Genomic DNA, 19,631 nt, shown 5'->3' with positions numbered 1-19,631 from the left:
CGAGGCAAGCTCCTACAGGTTGAAGGCCCCGTCACCCATACCGCTTTTTAGCTTCAATCGCCAAACCACTGCCGATGCTGCCGAAGATGTTGCCTTCAACATGGCGTGCATTGGGCAACATGGCCGAGACGCTCTGGCGCAAGGCTGGAATGCCGCTCGAACCCCCGGTGAAGAACACGGTGTTGACCTGTTCAACGCCGACCCCGGCATTGGCCAGCAATTGCGTCACGCTGTTGCGGATACGCTCTAACTGGCCGTCGATGGCGGCCTCGAACAGGGCGCGGCTCAGGTCGACGTTCAGGCCTGCTTCGATGCGGTCCAGCGGCACATGGCGGCTGTCGCTGTGGGTCAGTTCGATTTTGGTTTCTTCGATTTCCATCGCCAACCAGTGACCGGCACGCTGTTCGATCAACTTGAACAGGCGGTCGATGCCGCCGGTGTCTTCGATGTCGTAGCGCATGCTGCCCAGCGCCAACTGGGATTTTTGCGAGTACACCGAGTTGATGGTGTGCCAGGTCGCCAGGTTCATGTGGTGGCTGGTGGGCATGTATGCGCCGCTTTTCATGCGGCTGCCGTAGCCGAACAGCGGCATCACGCCTTGCAGGCTCAGTTGTTTGTCGAAGTCAGTCCCGCCCACGTGCACACCGCCGGTGGCCAGGATGTCGTCCTGGCGGTTGTCCAGGCCACGACGCTCAGGTGACAGACGCACCAGCGAGAAGTCGGACGTACCGCCGCCGATGTCGACAATCAGTACCAGCTCTTCGCGCTCGATGGTCGACTCGTAGTCGAAAGCGGCAGCGATCGGCTCGTACTGGAACGAGACTTCCTTGAAGCCCACAGCGCGGGCCACTTCGGCCAGGGTGTTTTCGGCGTCCTGGTCGGCCAGCGGGTCTTCGTCGACGAAGTACACTGGGCGGCCCAGCACCACTTCTTCGAATTCACGACCGGCGGTTGCCTCGGCGCGCTTTTTAAGCTGGCCGATAAACAGCCCCAGCAAGTCCTTGAACGGCATGGCCGTGCCCAACACGCTGGTGTCGTGCTTGATCAGCTTGGAACCCAGCAGGCTCTTGAGCGAGCGCATCAGGCGGCCTTCGTAGCCTTCCAGGTACTCGTGCAGCGCCAGACGGCCATACACCGGGCGGCGTTCTTCCATATTGAAGAACACCACCGAAGGCAGGGTGATCTTGTCGTCCTCCAGCGCAATGAGGGTTTCCACGCCGGGGCGCAACCAGCCGACGGTGGAGTTGGAGGTGCCGAAGTCGATGCCGCAGGCACGGGCTGGAGAGGCGCTTTTCATGTCTTTCGAGTTCCGGTTAAAAAACGGCCGCGCAGTGTATGTCAGACGCTGACAGAATCGAAGTACGTGGATTCTTTAATTCGCAGGTTTTAATCCACTTGAAAGACTATCCTTCATCCCCAAACTTTCAGACATTGGCGTGGCAGCGTGTAGGCTGCCGATAAACTTTCGCTGCGCTGTTCAGTCACAAGGTTGAGACGGGTCAATAGACAGGCCGGTTGACCAGAGGATTCTGGAGCATTGTGCGGCGCGATTTTGATAACGGATGGTGAGCCTTACATGGACTTCAAAGACTATTACAAGATCCTGGGTGTCGAGCCCACGGCTGACGATAAGGCGATCAAGACCGCCTACCGCAAGCTGGCGCGCAAATATCACCCGGATGTCAGCAAGGAAAAGGATGCCGAAGAGAAATTCAAGGACGTCAACGAGGCATATGAAGCGCTGAAAAGCGCCGATAAACGTGCCGAATACGATGAAATTCGTAAATACGGCCAGCATGGCCAGCCGTTCCAGGGCCCACCGGGCTGGCAGGGCCATGCCGGTGGTGGCTTCGAGGATCAGGGCGATTTCTCGGACTTCTTCAGTTCGATCTTCGGGTCGCGCGGAGCCGGTTTTGGTGGCCAGTCCGGCCGCAGTGCAGGCCGTCGCGGGCAGGATGTCGAGATGGAATTGCCGATCTTCCTTGAAGAAACCCTGTCTGGCGAGTCCAAGCCGATCAGCTTCCAGATTGGCGGCGTGAGCAAGAACCTGAACGTGAAGATCCCGGCGGGCGTGACCGACGGCGAGCGTATTCGCCTTAAAGGTCAGGGCGGCCCTGGCATGGGCGGCGGGGCCAATGGTGATCTATACCTGATCATTCGTTTTGCGCCGCACCCCAAGTTCGACGTGGAAGGTCACGACCTGGTCATCACCGTGCCGGTGGCACCGTGGGAAGCTGTTTTGGGTACCAAGGTCGCCGTGCCGACCCTGACCAGCAAGCTGAACCTGACCATTCGTCCGGACAGCCAGAACGGTCAGCGTATGCGTATTAAGGGCCACGGTCTGGCGGACAAGAAAGGCCAGCGTGGTGATTTGTATGCCCAATTGAAAGTGGTCATGCCTAAAGAGAGCGACGAGGCGGCTAAAGCCCTGTGGCAGCAACTCGCCGACAAAGCAGCATTCGACCCGAGAGCCCAATGGAGTAAGTGATCATGAGCAGCACCCTGATCGTTCAGCTGGACATGGAAAGGTTCTGCGAAGAGGCCAATATCCCGGCCACTTACGTGATAGAGATTGTCGAACACGGAATTATCGAACCTCAGGGCCGCACGCCGGACGTGTGGCGTTTTGAAGACTATGAACTGGTCGTGGCAAAACGCGCGGCCAAGTTGCACAAGGATCTGGAGATGGAGTGGGAAGGCGTCGCCCTGGCGCTGGAACTGCTGGAAGAGGTGCAGCAACTGCGCTCGGAAAACCGTCGCTTGAAGCAGCAACTGGGCCGGTTTGTAGCGGAGTAAGTGCCTCTAACCCTGTAAGAGCACACTCGCTCCTACAGGGTGTATTGCCCACCACGCCTACGGGTGTGGGGGCACATGGCGATTAAAACAGGAAATAGCGTTGTGCCATCGGCAGAACATCGGCCGGCTCGCACCACAGCAACACGCCGTCGGCCTTGACCTGATAAGTCTGCGGGTCGACGTCGATGTGGGGCAGGTAGCCGTTGTGAATCAGGTGGGTTTTCTGGACATCGCGGCAGCCTTTGACCACGCCAATCTGCTTTTTCAGCCCCAGCTTTTCGGGCACCCCGGCCTCGGCGGCGGCTTGGCTGATAAAGGTCAGGCTGGTGGCGTGGCGGGAGCCGCCGTAGCTGGCGAACATGGGGCGATAGTGGACCGGTTGCGGCGTTGGAATCGAGCCGTTGGCGTCGCCCATCAGGCTCGACGCAATGGCCCCGCCTTTTAGGATCAACGTTGGTTTGACCCCAAAAAACGCCGGGCGCCATAGCACCAGATCAGCCCATTTGCCCACTTCAATCGACCCCACTTCATGGCTGATGCCGTGGGTGATGGCCGGGTTGATGGTGTATTTGGCGATGTAGCGCTTGGCGCGGAAGTTGTCGTTGCCAGGAGCGTCTTCCGGCAGCGGGCCGCGCTGTTTCTTCATCTTGTCGGCGGTTTGCCAGGTGCGCGTGATCACTTCGCCCACACGGCCCATGGCCTGGCTGTCGGAGCTGATCATCGAGAACGCGCCAAGGTCGTGCAGGATGTCTTCGGCGGCAATGGTTTCGCGGCGGATGCGGCTTTCAGCGAAGGCCACGTCCTCGGCAATGCTCGGGTCCAGGTGATGGCAGACCATCAGCATGTCGAGGTGTTCGTCGATGGTGTTGCGGGTAAATGGCCGGGTCGGGTTGGTTGAACTCGGCAGCACGTTGGTCAGGCCGCAAGCCTTGATAATGTCGGGTGCATGCCCGCCGCCCGCGCCTTCGGTGTGATAGGTGTGGATGGTGCGGCCCTTGAACGCCGCCAGGGTGGTCTCGACAAAGCCGGACTCGTTCAGCGTGTCGCTGTGAATCGCCACTTGCACGTCATACTGGTCCGCAACGCTGAGGCAGGTATCGATGGACGCGGGCGTGGTGCCCCAGTCTTCGTGCAGTTTGAGACCGATGGCTCCGGCTTCGACCTGCTCGATCAGCGGTTGCGCCAGGCTGGCGTTGCCTTTGCCGGTAAAACCCATGTTGATCGGGAACGCGTCGGCGGCCTGGAGCATGCGCGCCATGTGCCACGGGCCGGAGGTGCAGGTGGTGGCGTTGGAGCCTGTAGCAGGGCCGGTGCCGCCACCGATCATGGTGGTCACGCCGCTGTTCAGCGCTTCATCGATCTGTTGCGGGCAGATGAAGTGGATGTGGGTGTCGATGCCACCGGCGGTAAGGATCATGCCTTCACCGGCGATCACTTCGGTGCTGGCGCCAATGGCGATGGTCACGTTGGGCTGGACGTCCGGGTTACCGGCTTTGCCAATGCTGTGGATACGGCCGTCTTTAAGGCCTACATCGGCTTTGACGATACCCCAGTGGTCGATGATCAGCGCGTTGGTGATCAGCGTGTCGACCACTTCAGCGGCGAGCAATTGGCTCTGGCCCATGCCATCACGAATCACCTTGCCGCCGCCGAACTTCACTTCTTCACCGTAAGTGGTGAAGTCCTGTTCGACCTCGATCCACAGTTCGGTGTCGGCCAATCGAACCTTGTCACCCACAGTAGGACCGAACATGTCGGCATAAGCCTGGCGGGAAATTTTCATTGCACGTTCCTAAGACAGTTAGACCGAACCTGTAGGAGCCTCGCGATCTTTTGGAAGATCAAAAGATCGCGAGGCAAGCTCGCTCCTACAGGGGTGAAGAGCGGTTAATCCAGATTTCCCATCACTCGTCCGGCAAAGCCGAACACGCGACGCAGCCCGGCCAGTTCCACCAGTTCCACTTCGCGGGTTTGCCCGGGCTCGAAGCGCACCGCTGTGCCTGCCGGAATGTTGAGGCGCATGCCACGGCTCTCGCCACGCTCAAACATCAGCGCGTCATTGGTCTCGAAAAAGTGATAGTGCGAGCCGACCTGAATCGGTCGGTCGCCTCGGTTGGACACGCTCAGGGTGTGGGTGCGACGACCGACGTTGAGTTCGATCTCGCCCGCTTCAATCCGGTATTCGCCTGGAATCATTGCGGTTCACTCAAGGTTTTGTAGTAGATGGCCGTGGGGGTGTACGCGCCATTTGGGCTTTGACAGTAGTTGGGCAGTTCCCCGACGCGGGTGTAGCCCAGCGCGCTGTAGAAGTTCTCGGCGGGTGAGCCCGCCTCGGTGTCGAGGTGCAGCAGGCCGCGTTTTTGCTCGCGTGCGCCTTGTTCCAGCGCATGGATCAGCACCTGGCCCAGGCCACGACGCCGCGCTTCGTTGAGCACCAGCAGCTTTTGCACTTCGGCCCGGTTCAGGCCGTTGGCCCGCTGGCACAACGCCAATTGCACACTGGCCAGCACGCGTTGGTTTTCAACCAGCACCCATAGCAGCAAGGTGCCTTGGGCCAGTTGTGCGTGAACCTCGTCGAAGTAGCGATTGGCTTGGGCCTGATCCACATCGTCCATGAAACCGACCGAAGCGCCATGCTTCACGGCATCGAGCAACAGCACGATCAAACCTTCACGGTACTGCGCCAGGGTGTGCGCGGTGACTTGAATCACCTGTTCAGCGTTCATTGGGTGCATTCCTTGGGTGGCAGCGCGCCGGGGTTGAGCATCAGTTGCATAAAGGTCAAATCGAGCCAGTTGCCAAACTTGATACCCACTTGCGGCATGCGTCCGCTGGTGACGAAGCCCAGCTGTTTATGCACATGAATTGACGCCGCATTGCCGCTTTCGATGGCCGCGACCATCACGTGCTTATTGCAGGCGCGGGCGCGCTTGATCAGTTCGGCCAGCAGTAGCGGGCCGAGGCGTTTACCGCGTTGTTCGGGGTGGATGTACACCGAGTGTTCGACGGTATGGCGAAAGCCCTCGAAGGGCCGCCAGTCACCAAACGAGGCATAGCCCAGGGCCACATCGGCGTCGTCAACGATCACCAGGATCGGGTAGCCCTGCGCCTGGCGAGCGTTGAACCATTGCTGGCGGTTATCGAGGTCGACGGTGTGTTCGTTCCAGATCGCCAGCGTGTTGAGCACCGCGTCGTTGTAGATTTCGCGAATCGCCGGCAGATCGGCCGGGACAGCATCACGAATGACGTAAGACATGATGCGGCCTCAGGCGATGGGTTGGTGGACAGTGACCAGCTTGGTGCCGTCCGGGAAGGTGGCTTCGATCTGGATGTCGGGGATCATTTCCGGGATGCCTTCCATCACCTGATCGCGAGAGAGCAGGGTGGTGCCGTAGTGCATCAACTCCGCGACTGTACGGCCATCGCGGGCGCCTTCGAGCAGGGCTGCCGAGATATACGCGATGGTTTCCGGGTAATTGAGTTTCACGCCGCGGGCCAAGCGACGCTCGGCCAGCAGACCGGCGGTGAAGATCATCATCTTGTCTTTTTCGCGTGGTGTCAGGTCCATGGTGGGTCCGTGTTCGGCAGTTAAAAATGGTGTTGGGTTTTCAAGATCCAAAGCCCCTCACCCTAACCCTCTCCCGGAGGGAGAGGGGACTAAAAGCAAAAGCAGATCTGCGCCATAACACAAATCAGCTCCCTCTCCCTCCGGGAGAGGGTTGGGGTGAGGGCTCTTCAGGTACTCCAAATCCTCGGTGCGAGCGCCTCGCGGCCCAGCAGTGCCGGGCGCAGCAAGCGCCATAATTCAATCAACCAGCCCCGCGCCTGCAAGGCTTCAGCGGCCAGGCAACGGGCCACCAGCAAACCCGGCAATTGGGTCAAATCCCCGCGCACCGGGTTCGGCAAGCTGCGGCAGGTGTCCAGCAGTTCAGCGCTGATCTCACCGGTCACCAAGAACGTGGCAAAGACCGGGTTACCGTCCAGACCAATCGGCGAGTCCAGCAGACCATCGTCGCCGACAATGCGCTGACGCTCATGCCAGAGCAATTGGCCGTCGCGGCGAATATCCAGGTGTGATTGAAAATGCCCGCGCTCAAACCGCTCGCCACTGGCCATGCGGCCCAACGCCACCATATCCCAGTAAAACAGCCGCGCATCGCCTTCAAGTTCAATACGCGTGCTGATTTCGGCCTGGGCTGCGCTGAAGACGATGGTTTCTTGGGGCAGCCATTCGAGGGTCGCCCCGGCAGCGACTTTGAGTTCGACGGTCTGGTAGGCCGGGCCCGCCGCGCGATACCACTTGGCCGCGCCGGGGCTGGTCAGTTGCGCCCAGGCGTCAGGGCCGACGCTGGCGCTGATGTCGAGCCGGTCGCCACCTGCAATGCCGCCGGGCGGGTGGACGATGATGTGCTGGCACACTTCGGGGCCTTCAGCGTACAGGTGCTTTTGCACCCGCAATGGGCCAAGGTGGCGGCGCAGGGTCGGGCGCGTGCTGTCGCCAAAACGCCCATAACCCAGCGCCAGCTCAGCATGCCAGCTGGGGGTGAACAGCGCGGTGTTGGCAGGCAAGTTCATATGTAGGACTTTTTACCCAGAAAGAGTGACAGATTAAATCGTCACCAGCCCGCGCACACCTTCTGTTTGCATATTTTCACCTTGGCCTTGCTGAATGATTTCCCCCCGAGACATCACCAGGTATTGATCGGCCAGTTCTTCGGCGAAATCGTAGAACTGTTCCACCAGCAAAATCGCCATGTCGCCGCGTGCCGCGAGCATTTTGATCACCGCGCCGATCTCTTTGATGACCGAGGGCTGAATGCCTTCGGTGGGCTCATCGAGGATCAGCAGGCGCGGGCGGCTGGCCAATGCGCGACCAATGGCCAGTTGTTGTTGCTGACCACCGGACAAATCGCCGCCGCGCCGGTGCTTCATTTGCAGCAATACCGGGAACAATTCGTAGATAAAGGCCGGGACTTCGCGGGCTTCGGAGCCGGGGAAGCGCGACAGGCCCATCAGCAGGTTTTCTTCCACTGTCAGGCGTCCGAAAATCTCCCGGCCCTGAGGCACGTAGGCAATGCCTGCATGCACTCGCTGGTGCGGTTTGAGCGTGGTGATGGGTTTGCCTTCCCATTTCACCTCGCCTTCCTTGACGGGCAGCAAGCCCATCAGGCACTTGAGCAGTGTGGTTTTGCCCACGCCGTTTCGCCCCAGCAGGCAGGTGACTTCGCCCACTTTGACCTCAAACGACAGGCCGCGCAGGATGTGACTGCCGCCGTAGAACTGGTGCAGCTTTTCGACTTGAAGCATGTTCAGATTCCTTCATTCCTTTGTAGGAGCGAGCTTGTCTCGCGATCTTTTGACCTTCTAAAAGATCGCGAGGCAGCTGGCTCCTACAGGGGGATTTGATCTAGCGGCCCAGATACACTTCGATCACCCGTTCATCCGCCTGCACCTGCTCCAGCGAGCCTTCGGCCAGTACGCTGCCCTGGTGCAAGACGGTGACGTGGTCGGCAATCGAGCCGACAAAGCCCATGTCGTGCTCCACCACCATCAGCGAGTGTTTGCCCGCGAGGCTTTTGAACAGCTCGGCGGTGAACTCGGTTTCGGCGTCGGTCATCCCCGCCACCGGCTCGTCCAGCAACAGCAGTTGCGGGTCTTGCATCAGCAGCATGCCGATTTCCAGAAACTGTTTCTGGCCGTGGGACAGCAAACCCGCCGGGCGCTGCGCCGAGCTGCTCAGGCGGATGGTCTCGAGCACTTCGCTGATACGGTCTTTCTGCTCGCCTGTGAGCTTGGCGCGCAAGCTGGCCCACACTGATTTGTCGGTTTTTTGCGCCAGCTCCAGGTTTTCAAACACGCTCAAGGCTTCGAAAACCGTGGGTTTTTGAAACTTGCGGCCAATCCCGGCCTGGGCGATTTGCACTTCGCTCATGTGCCGCAGGTCCAGGGTTTCACCAAACCATGCCTGGCCTTCGGTGGGCCGGGTCTTGCCGGTGATGACGTCCATCATCGTGGTTTTACCGGCGCCATTCGGGCCGATGATGCAGCGCAATTCGCCCACGCCGATGTACAGGTTGAGGTTGTTCAGCGCCTTGAATCCGTCGAAGCTGACGCTGATGTCTTCCAGGGTCAGAATCGTGCCGTGGCGGGTATTCAGGCCTTTGCCTGCAGCATTGCCCAGGCCGATGGCCTCGCGGCTGCTGCCGGCGTCCATGTTAGGGTCGAGTACAGGTTCGAGCATGACGTTCCTCATTGTTCATCCCGTTTCTTCAACAGGCCGATGATGCCCTTGGGCAGGTACAGCGTGACGACGATGAACAGCGCACCGAGGAAGAACAGCCAGTATTCCGGGAAGGCCACGGTGAACCAGCTTTTCATGCCGTTGACCACGCCTGCGCCGAGCAACGGCCCGATCAAGGTGCCGCGCCCGCCCAGAGCGACCCACACGGCGGCTTCGATGGAGTTGGTCGGGGACATTTCACCGGGGTTGATGATGCCCACTTGCGGCACATACAGCGCCCCGGCCAAGCCGCACAGCACGGCGCTCAACACCCAGACAAATAGCTTGAAGCCGCGTGGGTCATAGCCGCAGAACATCAGGCGGTTCTCTGCGTCGCGCAGCGCGGTCAGCACACGGCCGAACTTGCTGCGCGCCAGGCGCCAGCCCACAAACAGGCTGGCGACCAGCAACAGCACGGTGGCCAGGAACAACACTGCACGGGTGCCGGGTTCGGTGATGCCAAAGCCCAGAATGCTGCGGAAGTTGGTGAAGCCGTTATTGCCGCCAAAACCGGTTTCGTTGCGGAAAAACAGCAGCATCCCGGCGAAGGTCAGGGCCTGGGTCATGATCGAGAAATACACGCCCTTGATCCGCGAGCGAAAGGCGAAGAAGCCGAACACCAGCGCCAGCACTCCGGGCGCCAGCACCACCAGGCACATCGCCCACCAGAAGTGCTCGGTGCCAACCCAGTACCACGGCAATTCAGTCCACGACAAAAAGGTCATGAAATCCGGCAGCGCATCCCCCGAGGCCTGGCGCATCAGGTACATGCCCATGGCATAGCCGCCCAGCGCGAAGAACAAACCATGGCCCAGTGACAGCAATCCGGCGTAACCCCACACCAGGTCCAGCGCTAGGGCGACGATGGCGTAACAGAGAATTTTGCCCACCAGCGTCAGGGTGTAGGCCGACACCTGGAACGGGCTGTCGGCGGGTAATAGTGAAAGCAGCGGCATGGCCAGCAGCACCAGCAGGATCAGGCCGCCGACCACTGCGGTCACGGTAGGCCCGGCTTTTTGTGTGGCGGTAAGCATCAGAGGCTGATTCATCAGTCGATCACCCGTCCTTTAAGCGCGAAGAGACCTTGCGGGCGCTTCTGGATAAACAGAATGATCAGCCCCAGGATCAGGATTTTGCCGAGCACGGCGCCGATCTGTGGTTCAAGAATCTTGTTCGCGATGCCCAGGCCTAAAGCCGCATACACCGTACCTGCCAGTTGGCCGACACCGCCCAGCACCACCACCAGGAACGAGTCGATGATGTAGCCCTGGCCCAGGTCCGGGCCGACGTTGCCGATCTGGCTCAAGGCCACGCCGCCCAACCCGGCAATCCCCGAGCCCAGGCCAAAGGCGAGCATGTCTACGCGCCCGGTGGGCACGCCGCAGCAGGCGGCCATGTTGCGGTTCTGGGTGACCGCACGCACGTTAAGGCCCAGGCGGGTTTTGTTCAGCAGCAGCCAGGTCAGGAACACCACGGCCAGGGCGAACACGATGATCACCAGGCGGTTGTATGGCAGCACCAGATTGGGCAGCACCTGAATCCCGCCCGAGAGCCAGGCCGGGTTGGCCACTTCGACGTTCTGCGCGCCGAACAGCACGCGTACCAGTTGGATCAGGATCAGGCTGATGCCCCACGTGGCCAGCAGGGTTTCCAGCGGGCGGCCGTAGAGGTGGCGAATGATGGTGCGTTCCAGAACCATGCCGATGGCGGCGGTGACGAAAAACGCCACCGGCAAGGCCAGCAACGGGTAGAACTCGATGGCCCCGGGCGCGAAGCGCTGAAACAGCAGTTGCACGCAATACGTGGAGTAGGCGCCGAGCATCAGCATTTCACCGTGGGCCATGTTGATCACGCCCAACAGGCCGAAGGTGATGGCCAGGCCGAGTGCCGCCAGCAGCAGGATCGAGCCCAGCGACAAGCCGCTAAAGGCTTGGCCGAGCAGGTCGCCGATCAGCAGTTTGCGTTTGACTTGCGCCAGGCTGGTTTCGGCGGCAGTGCGCACAGTCTGGTCGGCTTCGACGTCCGGTTGCAGCAGATTTTCCAGACGGGTGCGGGCCAGCGGTTCGCCGGTTTCACCGAGCAGACGCACGGCTCTCAAGCGCACGGCCGGGTCTGGGTCGACCAGTTGCAGATTGGCCAGCGCCAGGCTCAAGGCTGTGTGTACATCGCTGTCGGTTTCTTCGGCCAGTCGCTGGTCGAGGAATGTAAGTTGCGCCGGTTTGGCGGATTTTTGCAGTTGTTGGGCGGCACTCAGCCGCAGCTTCGGATCGGCAGCCAGCAGTTGGTGGCTGGCCAGGGCGGTTTCGACCAGACCGCGCAGGCGGTTGTTCAGGCGCAAGGTTTTGACTTGGCCGTCGACGGTGATCTGACCTTGTTGCAGGCTGTTGATCAGCTCAACACGAGCCGGTGTGGGTTGCGCGGCCCAGCTTTCGAGAAGCTGTGCTTGCGCGGAATTGTTGGCAGCTGCGAAGTCGCTGGCGTCATCGGCATAAGCGGCCAATGGCAATAACACCAAGAGTGCGCAGATAAAACGAAAAAGGGCAGTGGGCATAGTTTTAGCCTTGCGCAATCTGTAGGAGCGAGCTTGCCTCGCGATCTTTCAGGCAGATCAAAAGATCGCGAGGCAAGCTCGCGCCTACAGGGAATTACGGGGGTTAGTTACTTTTCACCGGGTAATCCGGTTTTTTGTCATTGCCAGGAATGAACGGGCTCCATGGCTGGGCGCGGATCGGCTCTTGGGTCTGCCACACAACGTTGAACTGACCGTCATCCTGAATCTCGCCGATCATCACTGGCTTGTGCAGGTGGTGGTTGGTCTTGTCCATGGTCAGGGTGTAGCCCGACGGCGCAGCGAAGGTCTGGCCGGCCATGGCTTCGCGGACTTTATCGACATCGGTGGACTTGGCTTTTTCCGCCGCCTGCGCCCACATGTGGATGCCCACGTAGGTGGCTTCCATCGGGTCGTTGGTCACGGCTTTGTCCGCGCCCGGCAAGTTGTGCGCCTTGGCGTAGGCTTTCCAGTCGTCGACAAATTTCTTGTTGACCGGGTTATCCACAGACTCGAAGTAGTTCCAGGCGGCCAGGTTGCCCACCAGCGGTTTGGTGTCGATGCCGCGCAGCTCTTCTTCGCCCACCGAGAAGGCCACCACTGGCACGTCGGTAGCTTTCAGGCCCTGGTTGGCCAGCTCTTTATAGAACGGCACGTTGGAGTCGCCGTTCACAGTCGAGATCACCGCGGTTTTGCCTTCGGCCGAGAACTTTTTGATGTTGGAAACGATGGTCTGGTAATCGCTATGACCAAACGGGGTGTACACCTCTTGGATGTCCTTGTCGGCCACGCCTTTGGAATGCAGGAACGCACGCAGGATCTTGTTGGTGGTACGCGGGTACACATAGTCGGTGCCCAGCAGCACGAAGCGCTTGGCGCCGCCGCCATCTTCGCTCATCAGATACTCAACCGCCGGGATCGCTTGCTGGTTAGGCGCTGCACCGGTGTAGAACACGTTGGGCGACATTTCTTCGCCTTCGTATTGCACCGGGTAGAACAGCAAGCCGTTGAGCTCTTCAAACACCGGCAGTACCGACTTGCGCGACACCGAAGTCCAGCAGCCGAACACCACCGCGACTTTGTCCTGGGTCAGCAACTGGCGGGCTTTCTCAGCGAACAGTGGCCAGTTGGACGCCGGGTCGACGACCACCGGCTCAAGCATCTTGCCGTTGACTCCGCCCTTGGCGTTGATCTCGTCGATGGTCATCAAGGCCATGTCTTTGAGCGAGGTTTCAGAGATCGCCATGGTCCCGGACAACGAATGCAGGATGCCGACCTTGATGGTTTCGGCAGCTTGCACCGTCCAGCTCAGGCCCATGGCAGCAATGGATGCCGAGAGGGTGAACGCTTTGATCAAACTACGACGCTTCATGGGCCGATCTCCAGATGTCTCGTTGTTTTAAGGGGTCGATACGAACACTGAGAGGGTTTTTGCAAGGTCTGTGCCGAAATGGTGCAAAGCGTCTAGTGCAGGGTTTTGGGGCGTCAGGCGGGGGGTGTGCGCATCAAGATGGGGCGGTTGGCGCCAGGTGTGCCCGGGTATGCCCGGTCTTGGTGCTGGCTCGGTAACTAAATACCACCAGCAGGTTTGGGGCGTTGCTGAAAATGAGGGGACGCAGCGTGGCTGTGTTGGCCGTGACCTCGTTGCCACGGTCCAGGGTTTGAACAGGAAAATCGAAATGATCGACTTTATAAGCAAACGAGTAGCGCGCAGCGTGCAGGCCGCTTCTGTGCCATTACCTGAACTGAGCCCCGCCTTTCTGACGGCCGATGATGCGGCCCGTTACGCCCATGACTTGATCGGTGATCAACGTGACGTTGAATACGGTGGCGTGATTTTACGCAGTACCAAAGGCAAGTATTACGCTACCAAGCCCATTAAGGGGCAGAGCCGCTTTTTCGAGCCTGAGAAGGTGTTGTCCACCGATGCGCGCGGGCATTTCATTACGCCTGCGGGATTTACGTGCTTGGGGTTCTACCATTCGCACCCGCTTAACTTTGCAGAGATCAAGGACTACTTCACCGGCTGGAGCAAAGAAGATGCAGTGACCGCGCTGAGCTTTTTTTCACCGGGTGATATCGCTTTTACGATCCAGCACAGCTTCTTCACGAGAACCCATTATTTGTCGGGTCTTAACGGTTCGCTGATCAAGTATGTCAGTAGCGGCTCTAAGGAAGAGTCTGACTATTACCCGAAACTCACGAACTTGACCGACCCCAATACGCCTTACCCGGTCACGAATATGCAGGACTATATTTTGAAGGTGGCCAGCATCGGTCAATTGACGGTGTTGCAAACCAGCGAAATATGGGGCGGCAAAATCGGCAAGGTAGATCAAGGCTTCAAGATTTATTCGACGGCAGCGAGGTTGGACCTGCCTGAGAAAGTGCTCAGCATTCCCGCCTACAGCTCAGTGTTTTCAAGCCTTAATGGGGTGTTGCGGTACATGCGTCAACGTGTGCTTTCTATTACTGAGCATCAATACGGGCTGATACTCAAACACCTGACCAAAAACGAATATGTGATCACCGAACCCGTGGTGGGCAAAGACTTCAAGTCGCCCATGGACCATATTTTCCAGAAGCACAGTGCCGGTGCTTTCTCTTATTACATAGACCCTGAGTTCAGCATTTTCGGCATCTATTACGGCTGCGCCACCTACTATGACCCCAGCCAGGTGCCGGCGGATGAACAGAGGATTTTCAAGAGCTTTATTCCTCCTGAACCAATGGCGGGCGCCTTGAGCATGGCGAGGATGGCCCGATCGAGCCCGCAGGCTGCGGCATTACCGATTTTTATTGCAACCCGCGACGGTGCGCTGGTGCAGTACAACTCGCTGTTATCAATCGAGGAGACCAAGTACCTCGACTTAGCGGTCGGCAGCCAAGATCTGCAGATGACACGCGATGTCCTGGCCGGGCATGTGAGCCCTGCCGAATACATTCGTGGGCTGGCCCGTGCCGGGCAAATGAAGGTGGTGTACGGCAGTGATCTGTGGGGCCCGCCTGGCCCGGTGACCGGCCAGTGGAAAGCTTATCGAAAATTCCAGCGCCGAACGCACAGCCCGCTGTTTAACTCGGCCGATGATGCCGCTCGATATGCCCATAAAAAAATTAAAAGGCGACACGTCGTCGTGTCAGGCGGGCTGATTTACAAGCGTGCGGATCAACGTTTTTTTATCACTGAGCCAGTGAGGGCCGAAACCGAGTTCTTTGATGCCGATCTTGTACTGCCCCGGCCCATGGCAGCGCTTGCCCCGTGGGGATGCGCGGTGGCCGGGGTCTATTTCACGCACCGTGCCAGTACGCTTCAAAGCACCTGGACCGATAGCGAAAATCTGCTCTATCGCGCCATGTTTACGCCGCACGAACTGAGCATTGCCATTGAAAATCGGGCGCAGTATCCCGTCCGCTATCTGTCGTGCGAGGACGGCTCACTGATTAAGTATTCGCCCAGTGGCTCAGAGGCAGAGCGTCTTCTGTTAGCGCAGGTAAAACCGCCTGCAAACAGCCCCGAAAAAGTCCATCGCAGTGCCACAGAGTTGTCGTTGTTCTCTGGCGATCTCAAGGTTAATGCCTTTATCACCGAGGTCGCGCGCTCTGGAGATTTGCAGGTGGTTGAGCCCAGCAAGGTGTGGGGCCCCAAAGGCGTGATCAAGGGCGACACGAAGTTTCCACGACCTGCTCCGGCATCGTCCGATGCCATGGTGCAACCGGCGTGCGGTCCGATTTTTACCCAAGAGCGGGATGCCGTTCGGTTTGCCCACCGCCAAATGGGGGAGCGCGACAAAGTGCAGTACGGCTTTGTGCTCAAAAGTGACGTGGGCGAAGAGTATGTTGCGACCCTGCCGGTGACAAATGGGTACATCAGCCTGCAGCGAATATTCCCTTACTTGAGCTCGACTTCATCCTACGTTTTGCCTGAGGGGTTCCATCTGTGTGCGATGTACCTTGGCGCGGCTAAAAAAGAGCGGGTGCTGGAAACGGACGCGGTGTATCAGGACTTCCTCTCGCCTGGCGATATTGCCACTGCGCTGGTGACGCTATCGACGATCAAGGACCTGCGATACCCGCTGGCGCTCAATCCGCCGGTCTACTTCTCAACGGCCTCCGGTGCCCTGTTGAGTTATGTGCCGAGCAGTATCCCAAAAGTACTGGGGCTGGATATCTTTCGCGACGGTGGCCAGGGGATGCTCGACAAGCTGGCCAAGCTGGACCTCACCGCTGTGAGCTACATACGCAAAGTCGCGGCAAGCGGTGACTTGAGCGTGTTAAATGTCAGTGATGTGTGGCGTAACGTGGGCCCGGTGTCTGTGACGTGGCAACCGTATGTGCAGGAGCAGATGCTCATTAATCCCATCCAGTACGCATTGTCCCCGGTGTTTGCGTTTGCTGACGATGCGGCGCGTTATGTCCATCGCCAACTCAAGACCCCACATACCTTCAACGTCATGAGCGGTGTGCTGAGCCACTCGACCACGGACTCCCATGTGGCACTGGAGCCGGAGGTGAGCAGCAGCCTGTTTGCCAATGTCGCGGAGCAGGTGTTGAGGACTCACCGCAACAGGCCGCAGGAGCGCTGGCACGGCCCGACGTTTCCGTCCGGCTATCAAGTGCGGCGCTTGCATTTCTCCCGTGATATGAGGGCCGTCAAGGCGAGCAGCGTGGGGGAAACGGCGCGGCTGAAAAATACGCCTTGGCCCACCGATCTCTGTTATGCCGAACGTGTGCAGGATGAGATGTCGGCCAATTTGCCCCGAACCATCACCTACGCTAATGCGTATGTGTCCACCGATGATGGCGCGTTGTTGTTGTACCAAGGTGTGGGTAACACCGAAGCGACAGACACGCTGTGTGGTCGTTCGTATGGGCTTTTGAGTACATCGCAGGCTTATTTTGAAGAGCGGTCGCATGCCACCAGCACCAGCAAGAGGACCGAGCAAATGCTCAAGGAGATCTCGGCCTCGGGCAATCTGTATGTGCTCATTACCAGTAAAACCTGGCCGGAATCCGGGCGCCTCTTTGATCCGGTGTTTGAGCCGATACCTGACGATGCCTTCGATTGGGCCGGTGCGCTGCCCCCGTGGCGCTCAGGCCCGGAACGTGACGAGCTGTGATGTTTTCAGGGCCACTTGATAACTCAATAGCTACGTCAGCAGACCTTCAGGCAGGGACGTTGCGCGATGTTTAGCGTTTGCGCATCAAGCCAATGAAGAACAAGCCACCGATGGCCGCCGTCGCCACGCCGATGGGCAGGTCTTCGGGGGCGATCAGGGTGCGGGCGGCCACGTCGACCCACACCAGAAACACGCTGCCCAACAGGGCCGACACCGGCAACAGGCGCCGATGTTCTGCGCCCACCAGGCGGCGGGCGATGTGCGGGATCATGAGGCCGACAAAGCCGATGGAACCGCTGATGGCCACCAGTACGCCGGTCATCAGTGAGGCGATCAAAAACACCTTGAGGCGCACATTGCGTGCGTTCAGGCCCAGGGTCACGGCGGTTTGTTCGCCCGCCATCAAGGCGTTCAACGGGCGCGCCATGCCCAGTAGCAGTAACAACCCCAGCATCACCACGGCGCTGGGAACCGCCAGCAGTTCCCAACGCGCCAGGCCAAGGCCGCCGAGCATCCAGAACAGCACGGCGGAGCTGGCGCGATGGTCGCCCATGAACAGCAAGGTATTGGCCACGGCCATCATCACGAACGACACCGCCACGCCGCACAGCAGCAGGCGGTCACTGTCCAGGCGCCCTTGGCGGCTGGCGATGATCAGCACCAGCAGCATGCTCAGCAGGGCGCCGATAAAGGCGGCAATCGGTAAGGTCAGCAGGCCGACGATTTCGCCCACGTGCAGCACCACAATCACCGCACCCAAGGTGGCGCCGCTGGTGACGCCGAGCAAATGCGGGTCGGCCAGCGGGTTGCGGGTCACGGCTTGCAACACGGCACCGATCAACGCCAGGCCCGCTCCCACCAGCGCTCCGAGCAACATGCGCGGCACGCGGATCAGCCACACGATATGTTCCTGACCGGCGCTCCAGCTCACCTCGCCGATGCCGAACACCTTGTTCAGCAGAATGTGCCACACCACGTCCACCGGCACCCGCGCCGGGCCAAAGCCCAGCGACACCACGCACGACACCAGCAGCAGGGCGCCAAGGGCCATCAAGAGCAGGGCGTAGCGGCGAGCCATCATTGTGGGTGGAACCCTTTGGCCAGGGTTTCAATGGCCAGCACGTTGTCGATGCCTGGTGTGGCTTGCACGTAGGGGATGACGATAAAGCGTTTATTTTTGATGGCGTCCACCGATTGCAGCGCAGGGTTAGTTTCGAGGAAGCGCTGCTTTTGCTCGGCGGTGACTTCGCTGTAGTCGACGATCACGATGACCTCGGGGTTGCGCTCGACCACGGTTTCCCAGTTGACGCGGGTCCAGCTGGCCTCGATGTCGCTGAGGATGTCATCGCCGCCTGCTGCTTCAATCAGTGCGTGGGGGATGCCCAGCTTGCCTGATGTCATGGCCCGGTCTTCGCCGCTGTCATACAGGAACACCCGGGGCTTGGTGGCGGGCAGGGTCTTTTGCACGTCGGCGATTTTTTGCTGTATCTGGGCGATCAGCGCGTTGGCGCGCTCTTGCACATCGAAGATTTTGCCGAGATTGCGCAGGTCGTTGTAGGTGTCTTCCATGCTCGCCGCAGGGCGCTTCATCACAAACGCGCAGGACTCGGTCAGCTCATACACGTTGATGCCCAGCGGGGTCAGGGTCTGCGGCGTGAGGTCACCGCCCACGCGCATGCCGTAATCCCAACCGGCGAAGAAGAAATCGACGTTGGCGTTGAGCAGGGTCTCAACCGACGGGTACTTGCTGGCCAGCTCGGGCAGGCCGTCGAGAATGGCCTTCATTTCAGGCGTTACCGACTTCCAGCCACTGATCCCGCTGTACCCGGCCATGTGCGGCTTGAGGCCCAGGGCGAGCATCATTTGGGTCATGTTGATGTCATGGCTGACGGCATGCTTGGGCGCTTCGTTGAAGGTCACGTCGCGGTTGCAGCTTTTAATTGTCAGCGGGTATCGGGTGGCGTCGGCGTGGGCCAGTTGCACACCCAGGACAGCACTCAGGCACAGGGCAAGACGGATCAGCTTCATGGTTGGGTTATCCAGGTAATGCGGGGGTAGCCGGACAGTGGATGGTCGTCGACCAGCGCGTCTACGCCGAATACGTTGCGTAATAATTCAACAGTTAGCACCTCCCGTGGCGTGCCGCTGGCGATGATCTTGCCGTGATTGATCACGTACAGCCGGTCGCAGAAGGCCGCCGCCAGGTTGAGGTCGTGGATACTGGCCAGGGTGCCGATCTGTAGACGCTTGACCAGTTGCAGCAACTCCAGTTGATAGCGCGGGTCGAGGTGGTTGGTCGGTTCGTCGAGGATCAGCAGGTCCGGTTGCTGGGTCAGGGCGCGGGCCAGGATCACGCGTTGTTTTTCACCGCCGGACAGGGTGGCGAAGGCATGGTCTTCAAAGCCGTGCAGACCCACGGATTCGAGTGCTTTTTTCGCCAGATCGCGGTCGGTTTCGGTATCGCCGTCGAACAGGCCTTTGTGCGGGGTACGGCCCATGGCGACCACTTCATCAACGGTCAGGCCAAAGGCGTCGGGGAATTCTTGCAGGACCACCGCGATGCGCTGGGCGCACCAGCGTGGTGACTGTTGCCACAGGTTGTGCGGGCCGAGGTGAACCTCACCTGATTCGGGTTTGCTGAAGCGATAAGCGCAGCGCAACAGGCTGGTTTTACCGCTACCGTTTGGCCCGATCAACCCCACAAATTCACCGGCTGCAACGTGCAGATTGGCATCACGCAGCTCGAACTGGTGATGACAATGGCCGTGGCCCAGAGGCGTCCAGGCGAGTTTGGTGAGGGTGAGCTGAGTCATGCATTTACCGGTCAATCCTTTAGGAGCGCGGGGGGGGGGGGGGGGTTTTTTTTTTTTTTTTTTTGGGGGGGGGGGGG

General features: G+C 59.6%; 18 protein-coding genes. 3 read left to right on the top strand and 15 right to left on the bottom strand.

Annotated features, from left to right (window positions below; translation table 11 throughout):
* Positions 1-31 precede the first annotated feature (31 nt).
* Positions 32-1,297 carry an Hsp70 family protein gene (locus tag NTD86_RS00090; protein WP_262200046.1) on the bottom strand — a complete coding sequence of 422 codons (1,266 nt, stop codon included), beginning with the start codon at positions 1,295-1,297 and terminating at the stop codon, positions 32-34.
* Between the two features lie 279 nt (positions 1,298-1,576).
* Here NTD86_RS00090 and cbpA point away from each other — a divergent pair, with 279 nt between their 5' ends.
* Together cbpA and NTD86_RS00080 are read left to right on the top strand one after the other, a co-directional pair.
* The gene (gene cbpA, locus NTD86_RS00085) at positions 1,577-2,488 is read left to right on the top strand and encodes a curved DNA-binding protein (RefSeq protein WP_262200044.1); all 912 of its coding nucleotides are present in this window, start codon (positions 1,577-1,579) and stop codon (positions 2,486-2,488) included.
* A 2-nt stretch (positions 2,489-2,490) separates the two neighbouring features.
* Complete coding sequence (locus tag NTD86_RS00080; protein WP_262200042.1) at positions 2,491-2,796, top strand: chaperone modulator CbpM; 306 nt, start codon at positions 2,491-2,493, stop codon at positions 2,794-2,796.
* A gap of 82 nt (positions 2,797-2,878) precedes the next feature.
* Here the strand turns inward: NTD86_RS00080 and ureC are convergent, their stop codons facing one another.
* The 11 genes from ureC to urtA form a co-directional block, all read right to left on the bottom strand.
* Positions 2,879-4,579, bottom strand: a complete 1,701-nt coding sequence (gene ureC / locus NTD86_RS00075) for an urease subunit alpha (RefSeq protein WP_262200040.1) — start codon at positions 4,577-4,579, stop codon at positions 2,879-2,881.
* 104 nt (positions 4,580-4,683) lie between these two features.
* Positions 4,684-4,992, bottom strand: coding sequence for an urease subunit beta (locus tag NTD86_RS00070; protein WP_262200037.1), 309 nt, complete (start codon positions 4,990-4,992; stop codon positions 4,684-4,686).
* Positions 4,989-5,522: a GNAT family N-acetyltransferase gene (locus tag NTD86_RS00065; RefSeq protein WP_262200035.1), complete on the bottom strand. Its 534-nt coding sequence runs from the start codon at positions 5,520-5,522 to the stop codon at positions 4,989-4,991. The genes NTD86_RS00070 and NTD86_RS00065 overlap by 4 nt, the downstream gene beginning before the upstream one ends.
* On the bottom strand, positions 5,519-6,052 hold the full coding sequence (locus tag NTD86_RS00060) for a GNAT family N-acetyltransferase (protein ID WP_262200033.1): 534 nt from the start codon (positions 6,050-6,052) through the stop codon (positions 5,519-5,521). Before NTD86_RS00060 ends, NTD86_RS00065 begins: the two co-directional genes overlap by 4 nt.
* 9 nt (positions 6,053-6,061) lie before the next feature.
* Entirely contained in the window at positions 6,062-6,364 is a 303-nt protein-coding gene (gene ureA, locus NTD86_RS00055) for an urease subunit gamma (protein WP_262200031.1), read from the bottom strand.
* 167 nt (positions 6,365-6,531) lie between these two features.
* A complete protein-coding gene (locus NTD86_RS00050) occupies positions 6,532-7,371 on the bottom strand; it encodes an urease accessory protein UreD (protein WP_262200030.1) in 840 nt (279 codons plus the stop codon).
* A gap of 33 nt (positions 7,372-7,404) precedes the next feature.
* Complete coding sequence (urtE, locus tag NTD86_RS00045; protein ID WP_262200029.1) at positions 7,405-8,103, bottom strand: urea ABC transporter ATP-binding subunit UrtE; 699 nt, start codon at positions 8,101-8,103, stop codon at positions 7,405-7,407.
* Positions 8,104-8,203: 100 nt separating this feature from the next.
* The gene (urtD, locus tag NTD86_RS00040) at positions 8,204-9,049 is read right to left on the bottom strand and encodes an urea ABC transporter ATP-binding protein UrtD (RefSeq protein ID WP_262200028.1); all 846 of its coding nucleotides are present in this window, start codon (positions 9,047-9,049) and stop codon (positions 8,204-8,206) included.
* Positions 9,046-10,125 carry an urea ABC transporter permease subunit UrtC gene (gene urtC, locus NTD86_RS00035; RefSeq protein WP_262200027.1) on the bottom strand — a complete coding sequence of 360 codons (1,080 nt, stop codon included), beginning with the start codon at positions 10,123-10,125 and terminating at the stop codon, positions 9,046-9,048. Before urtC ends, urtD begins: the two co-directional genes overlap by 4 nt.
* Positions 10,125-11,627, bottom strand: a complete 1,503-nt coding sequence (urtB, locus tag NTD86_RS00030) for an urea ABC transporter permease subunit UrtB (protein WP_262200025.1) — start codon at positions 11,625-11,627, stop codon at positions 10,125-10,127. Before urtB ends, urtC begins: the two co-directional genes overlap by 1 nt.
* Before the next feature lie 103 nt (positions 11,628-11,730).
* On the bottom strand, positions 11,731-12,996 hold the full coding sequence (gene urtA, locus NTD86_RS00025; protein ID WP_262200023.1) for an urea ABC transporter substrate-binding protein: 1,266 nt from the start codon (positions 12,994-12,996) through the stop codon (positions 11,731-11,733).
* Positions 12,997-13,066: 70 nt separating this feature from the next.
* Between urtA and NTD86_RS00020 the strand changes: the two genes are divergently transcribed.
* Complete coding sequence (locus NTD86_RS00020) at positions 13,067-16,741, top strand: DUF4329 domain-containing protein (protein ID WP_262200022.1); 3,675 nt, start codon at positions 13,067-13,069, stop codon at positions 16,739-16,741.
* A gap of 70 nt (positions 16,742-16,811) precedes the next feature.
* On the opposite strand, the gene NTD86_RS00015 is transcribed toward NTD86_RS00020, so the two are convergent.
* Genes NTD86_RS00015 through NTD86_RS00005 form a run of 3 tightly spaced genes read right to left on the bottom strand, consistent with a single transcriptional unit; the run spans position 16,812 to position 19,554 of the window.
* Positions 16,812-17,822, bottom strand: coding sequence for a FecCD family ABC transporter permease (locus tag NTD86_RS00015; protein WP_262200021.1), 1,011 nt, complete (start codon positions 17,820-17,822; stop codon positions 16,812-16,814).
* Entirely contained in the window at positions 17,819-18,769 is a 951-nt protein-coding gene (locus tag NTD86_RS00010) for an ABC transporter substrate-binding protein (protein ID WP_262200020.1), read from the bottom strand. Before NTD86_RS00010 ends, NTD86_RS00015 begins: the two co-directional genes overlap by 4 nt.
* The gene (locus NTD86_RS00005) at positions 18,766-19,554 is read right to left on the bottom strand and encodes an ABC transporter ATP-binding protein (protein WP_262200018.1); all 789 of its coding nucleotides are present in this window, start codon (positions 19,552-19,554) and stop codon (positions 18,766-18,768) included. Before NTD86_RS00005 ends, NTD86_RS00010 begins: the two co-directional genes overlap by 4 nt.
* Positions 19,555-19,631: the final 77 nt, after the last annotated feature.

The sequence above is a fragment of the Pseudomonas sp. 7P_10.2_Bac1 genome, assembly GCF_025465935.1.
Lineage (GTDB): Bacteria > Pseudomonadota > Gammaproteobacteria > Pseudomonadales > Pseudomonadaceae > Aquipseudomonas.
Note: the sequence above shows the minus strand (reverse complement) of the source record. Positions and strands in the feature narration are given on the sequence as shown.

Coding starts and splice junctions, on each gene's coding strand:
- ureC (WP_262200040.1), bottom strand. CDS start 4,579: ATGAAAATTTCCCGCCAGGCTTATGCCGACATGTTCGGTCCTACTGTG.
- cbpA (WP_262200044.1), top strand. CDS start 1,577: ATGGACTTCAAAGACTATTACAAGATCCTGGGTGTCGAGCCCACGGCT.
- NTD86_RS00090 (WP_262200046.1), bottom strand. CDS start 1,297: ATGAAAAGCGCCTCTCCAGCCCGTGCCTGCGGCATCGACTTCGGCACC.
- NTD86_RS00080 (WP_262200042.1), top strand. CDS start 2,491: ATGAGCAGCACCCTGATCGTTCAGCTGGACATGGAAAGGTTCTGCGAA.
- NTD86_RS00070 (WP_262200037.1), bottom strand. CDS start 4,992: ATGATTCCAGGCGAATACCGGATTGAAGCGGGCGAGATCGAACTCAAC.
- NTD86_RS00050 (WP_262200030.1), bottom strand. CDS start 7,371: ATGAACTTGCCTGCCAACACCGCGCTGTTCACCCCCAGCTGGCATGCT.
- NTD86_RS00005 (WP_262200018.1), bottom strand. CDS start 19,554: ATGACTCAGCTCACCCTCACCAAACTCGCCTGGACGCCTCTGGGCCAC.
- urtD (WP_262200028.1), bottom strand. CDS start 9,049: ATGAGGAACGTCATGCTCGAACCTGTACTCGACCCTAACATGGACGCC.
- urtB (WP_262200025.1), bottom strand. CDS start 11,627: ATGCCCACTGCCCTTTTTCGTTTTATCTGCGCACTCTTGGTGTTATTG.
- NTD86_RS00060 (WP_262200033.1), bottom strand. CDS start 6,052: ATGTCTTACGTCATTCGTGATGCTGTCCCGGCCGATCTGCCGGCGATT.
- NTD86_RS00010 (WP_262200020.1), bottom strand. CDS start 18,769: ATGAAGCTGATCCGTCTTGCCCTGTGCCTGAGTGCTGTCCTGGGTGTG.
- urtC (WP_262200027.1), bottom strand. CDS start 10,125: ATGAATCAGCCTCTGATGCTTACCGCCACACAAAAAGCCGGGCCTACC.
- NTD86_RS00065 (WP_262200035.1), bottom strand. CDS start 5,522: ATGAACGCTGAACAGGTGATTCAAGTCACCGCGCACACCCTGGCGCAG.
- NTD86_RS00015 (WP_262200021.1), bottom strand. CDS start 17,822: ATGATGGCTCGCCGCTACGCCCTGCTCTTGATGGCCCTTGGCGCCCTG.
- ureA (WP_262200031.1), bottom strand. CDS start 6,364: ATGGACCTGACACCACGCGAAAAAGACAAGATGATGATCTTCACCGCC.
- urtE (WP_262200029.1), bottom strand. CDS start 8,103: ATGCTTCAAGTCGAAAAGCTGCACCAGTTCTACGGCGGCAGTCACATC.
- urtA (WP_262200023.1), bottom strand. CDS start 12,996: ATGAAGCGTCGTAGTTTGATCAAAGCGTTCACCCTCTCGGCATCCATT.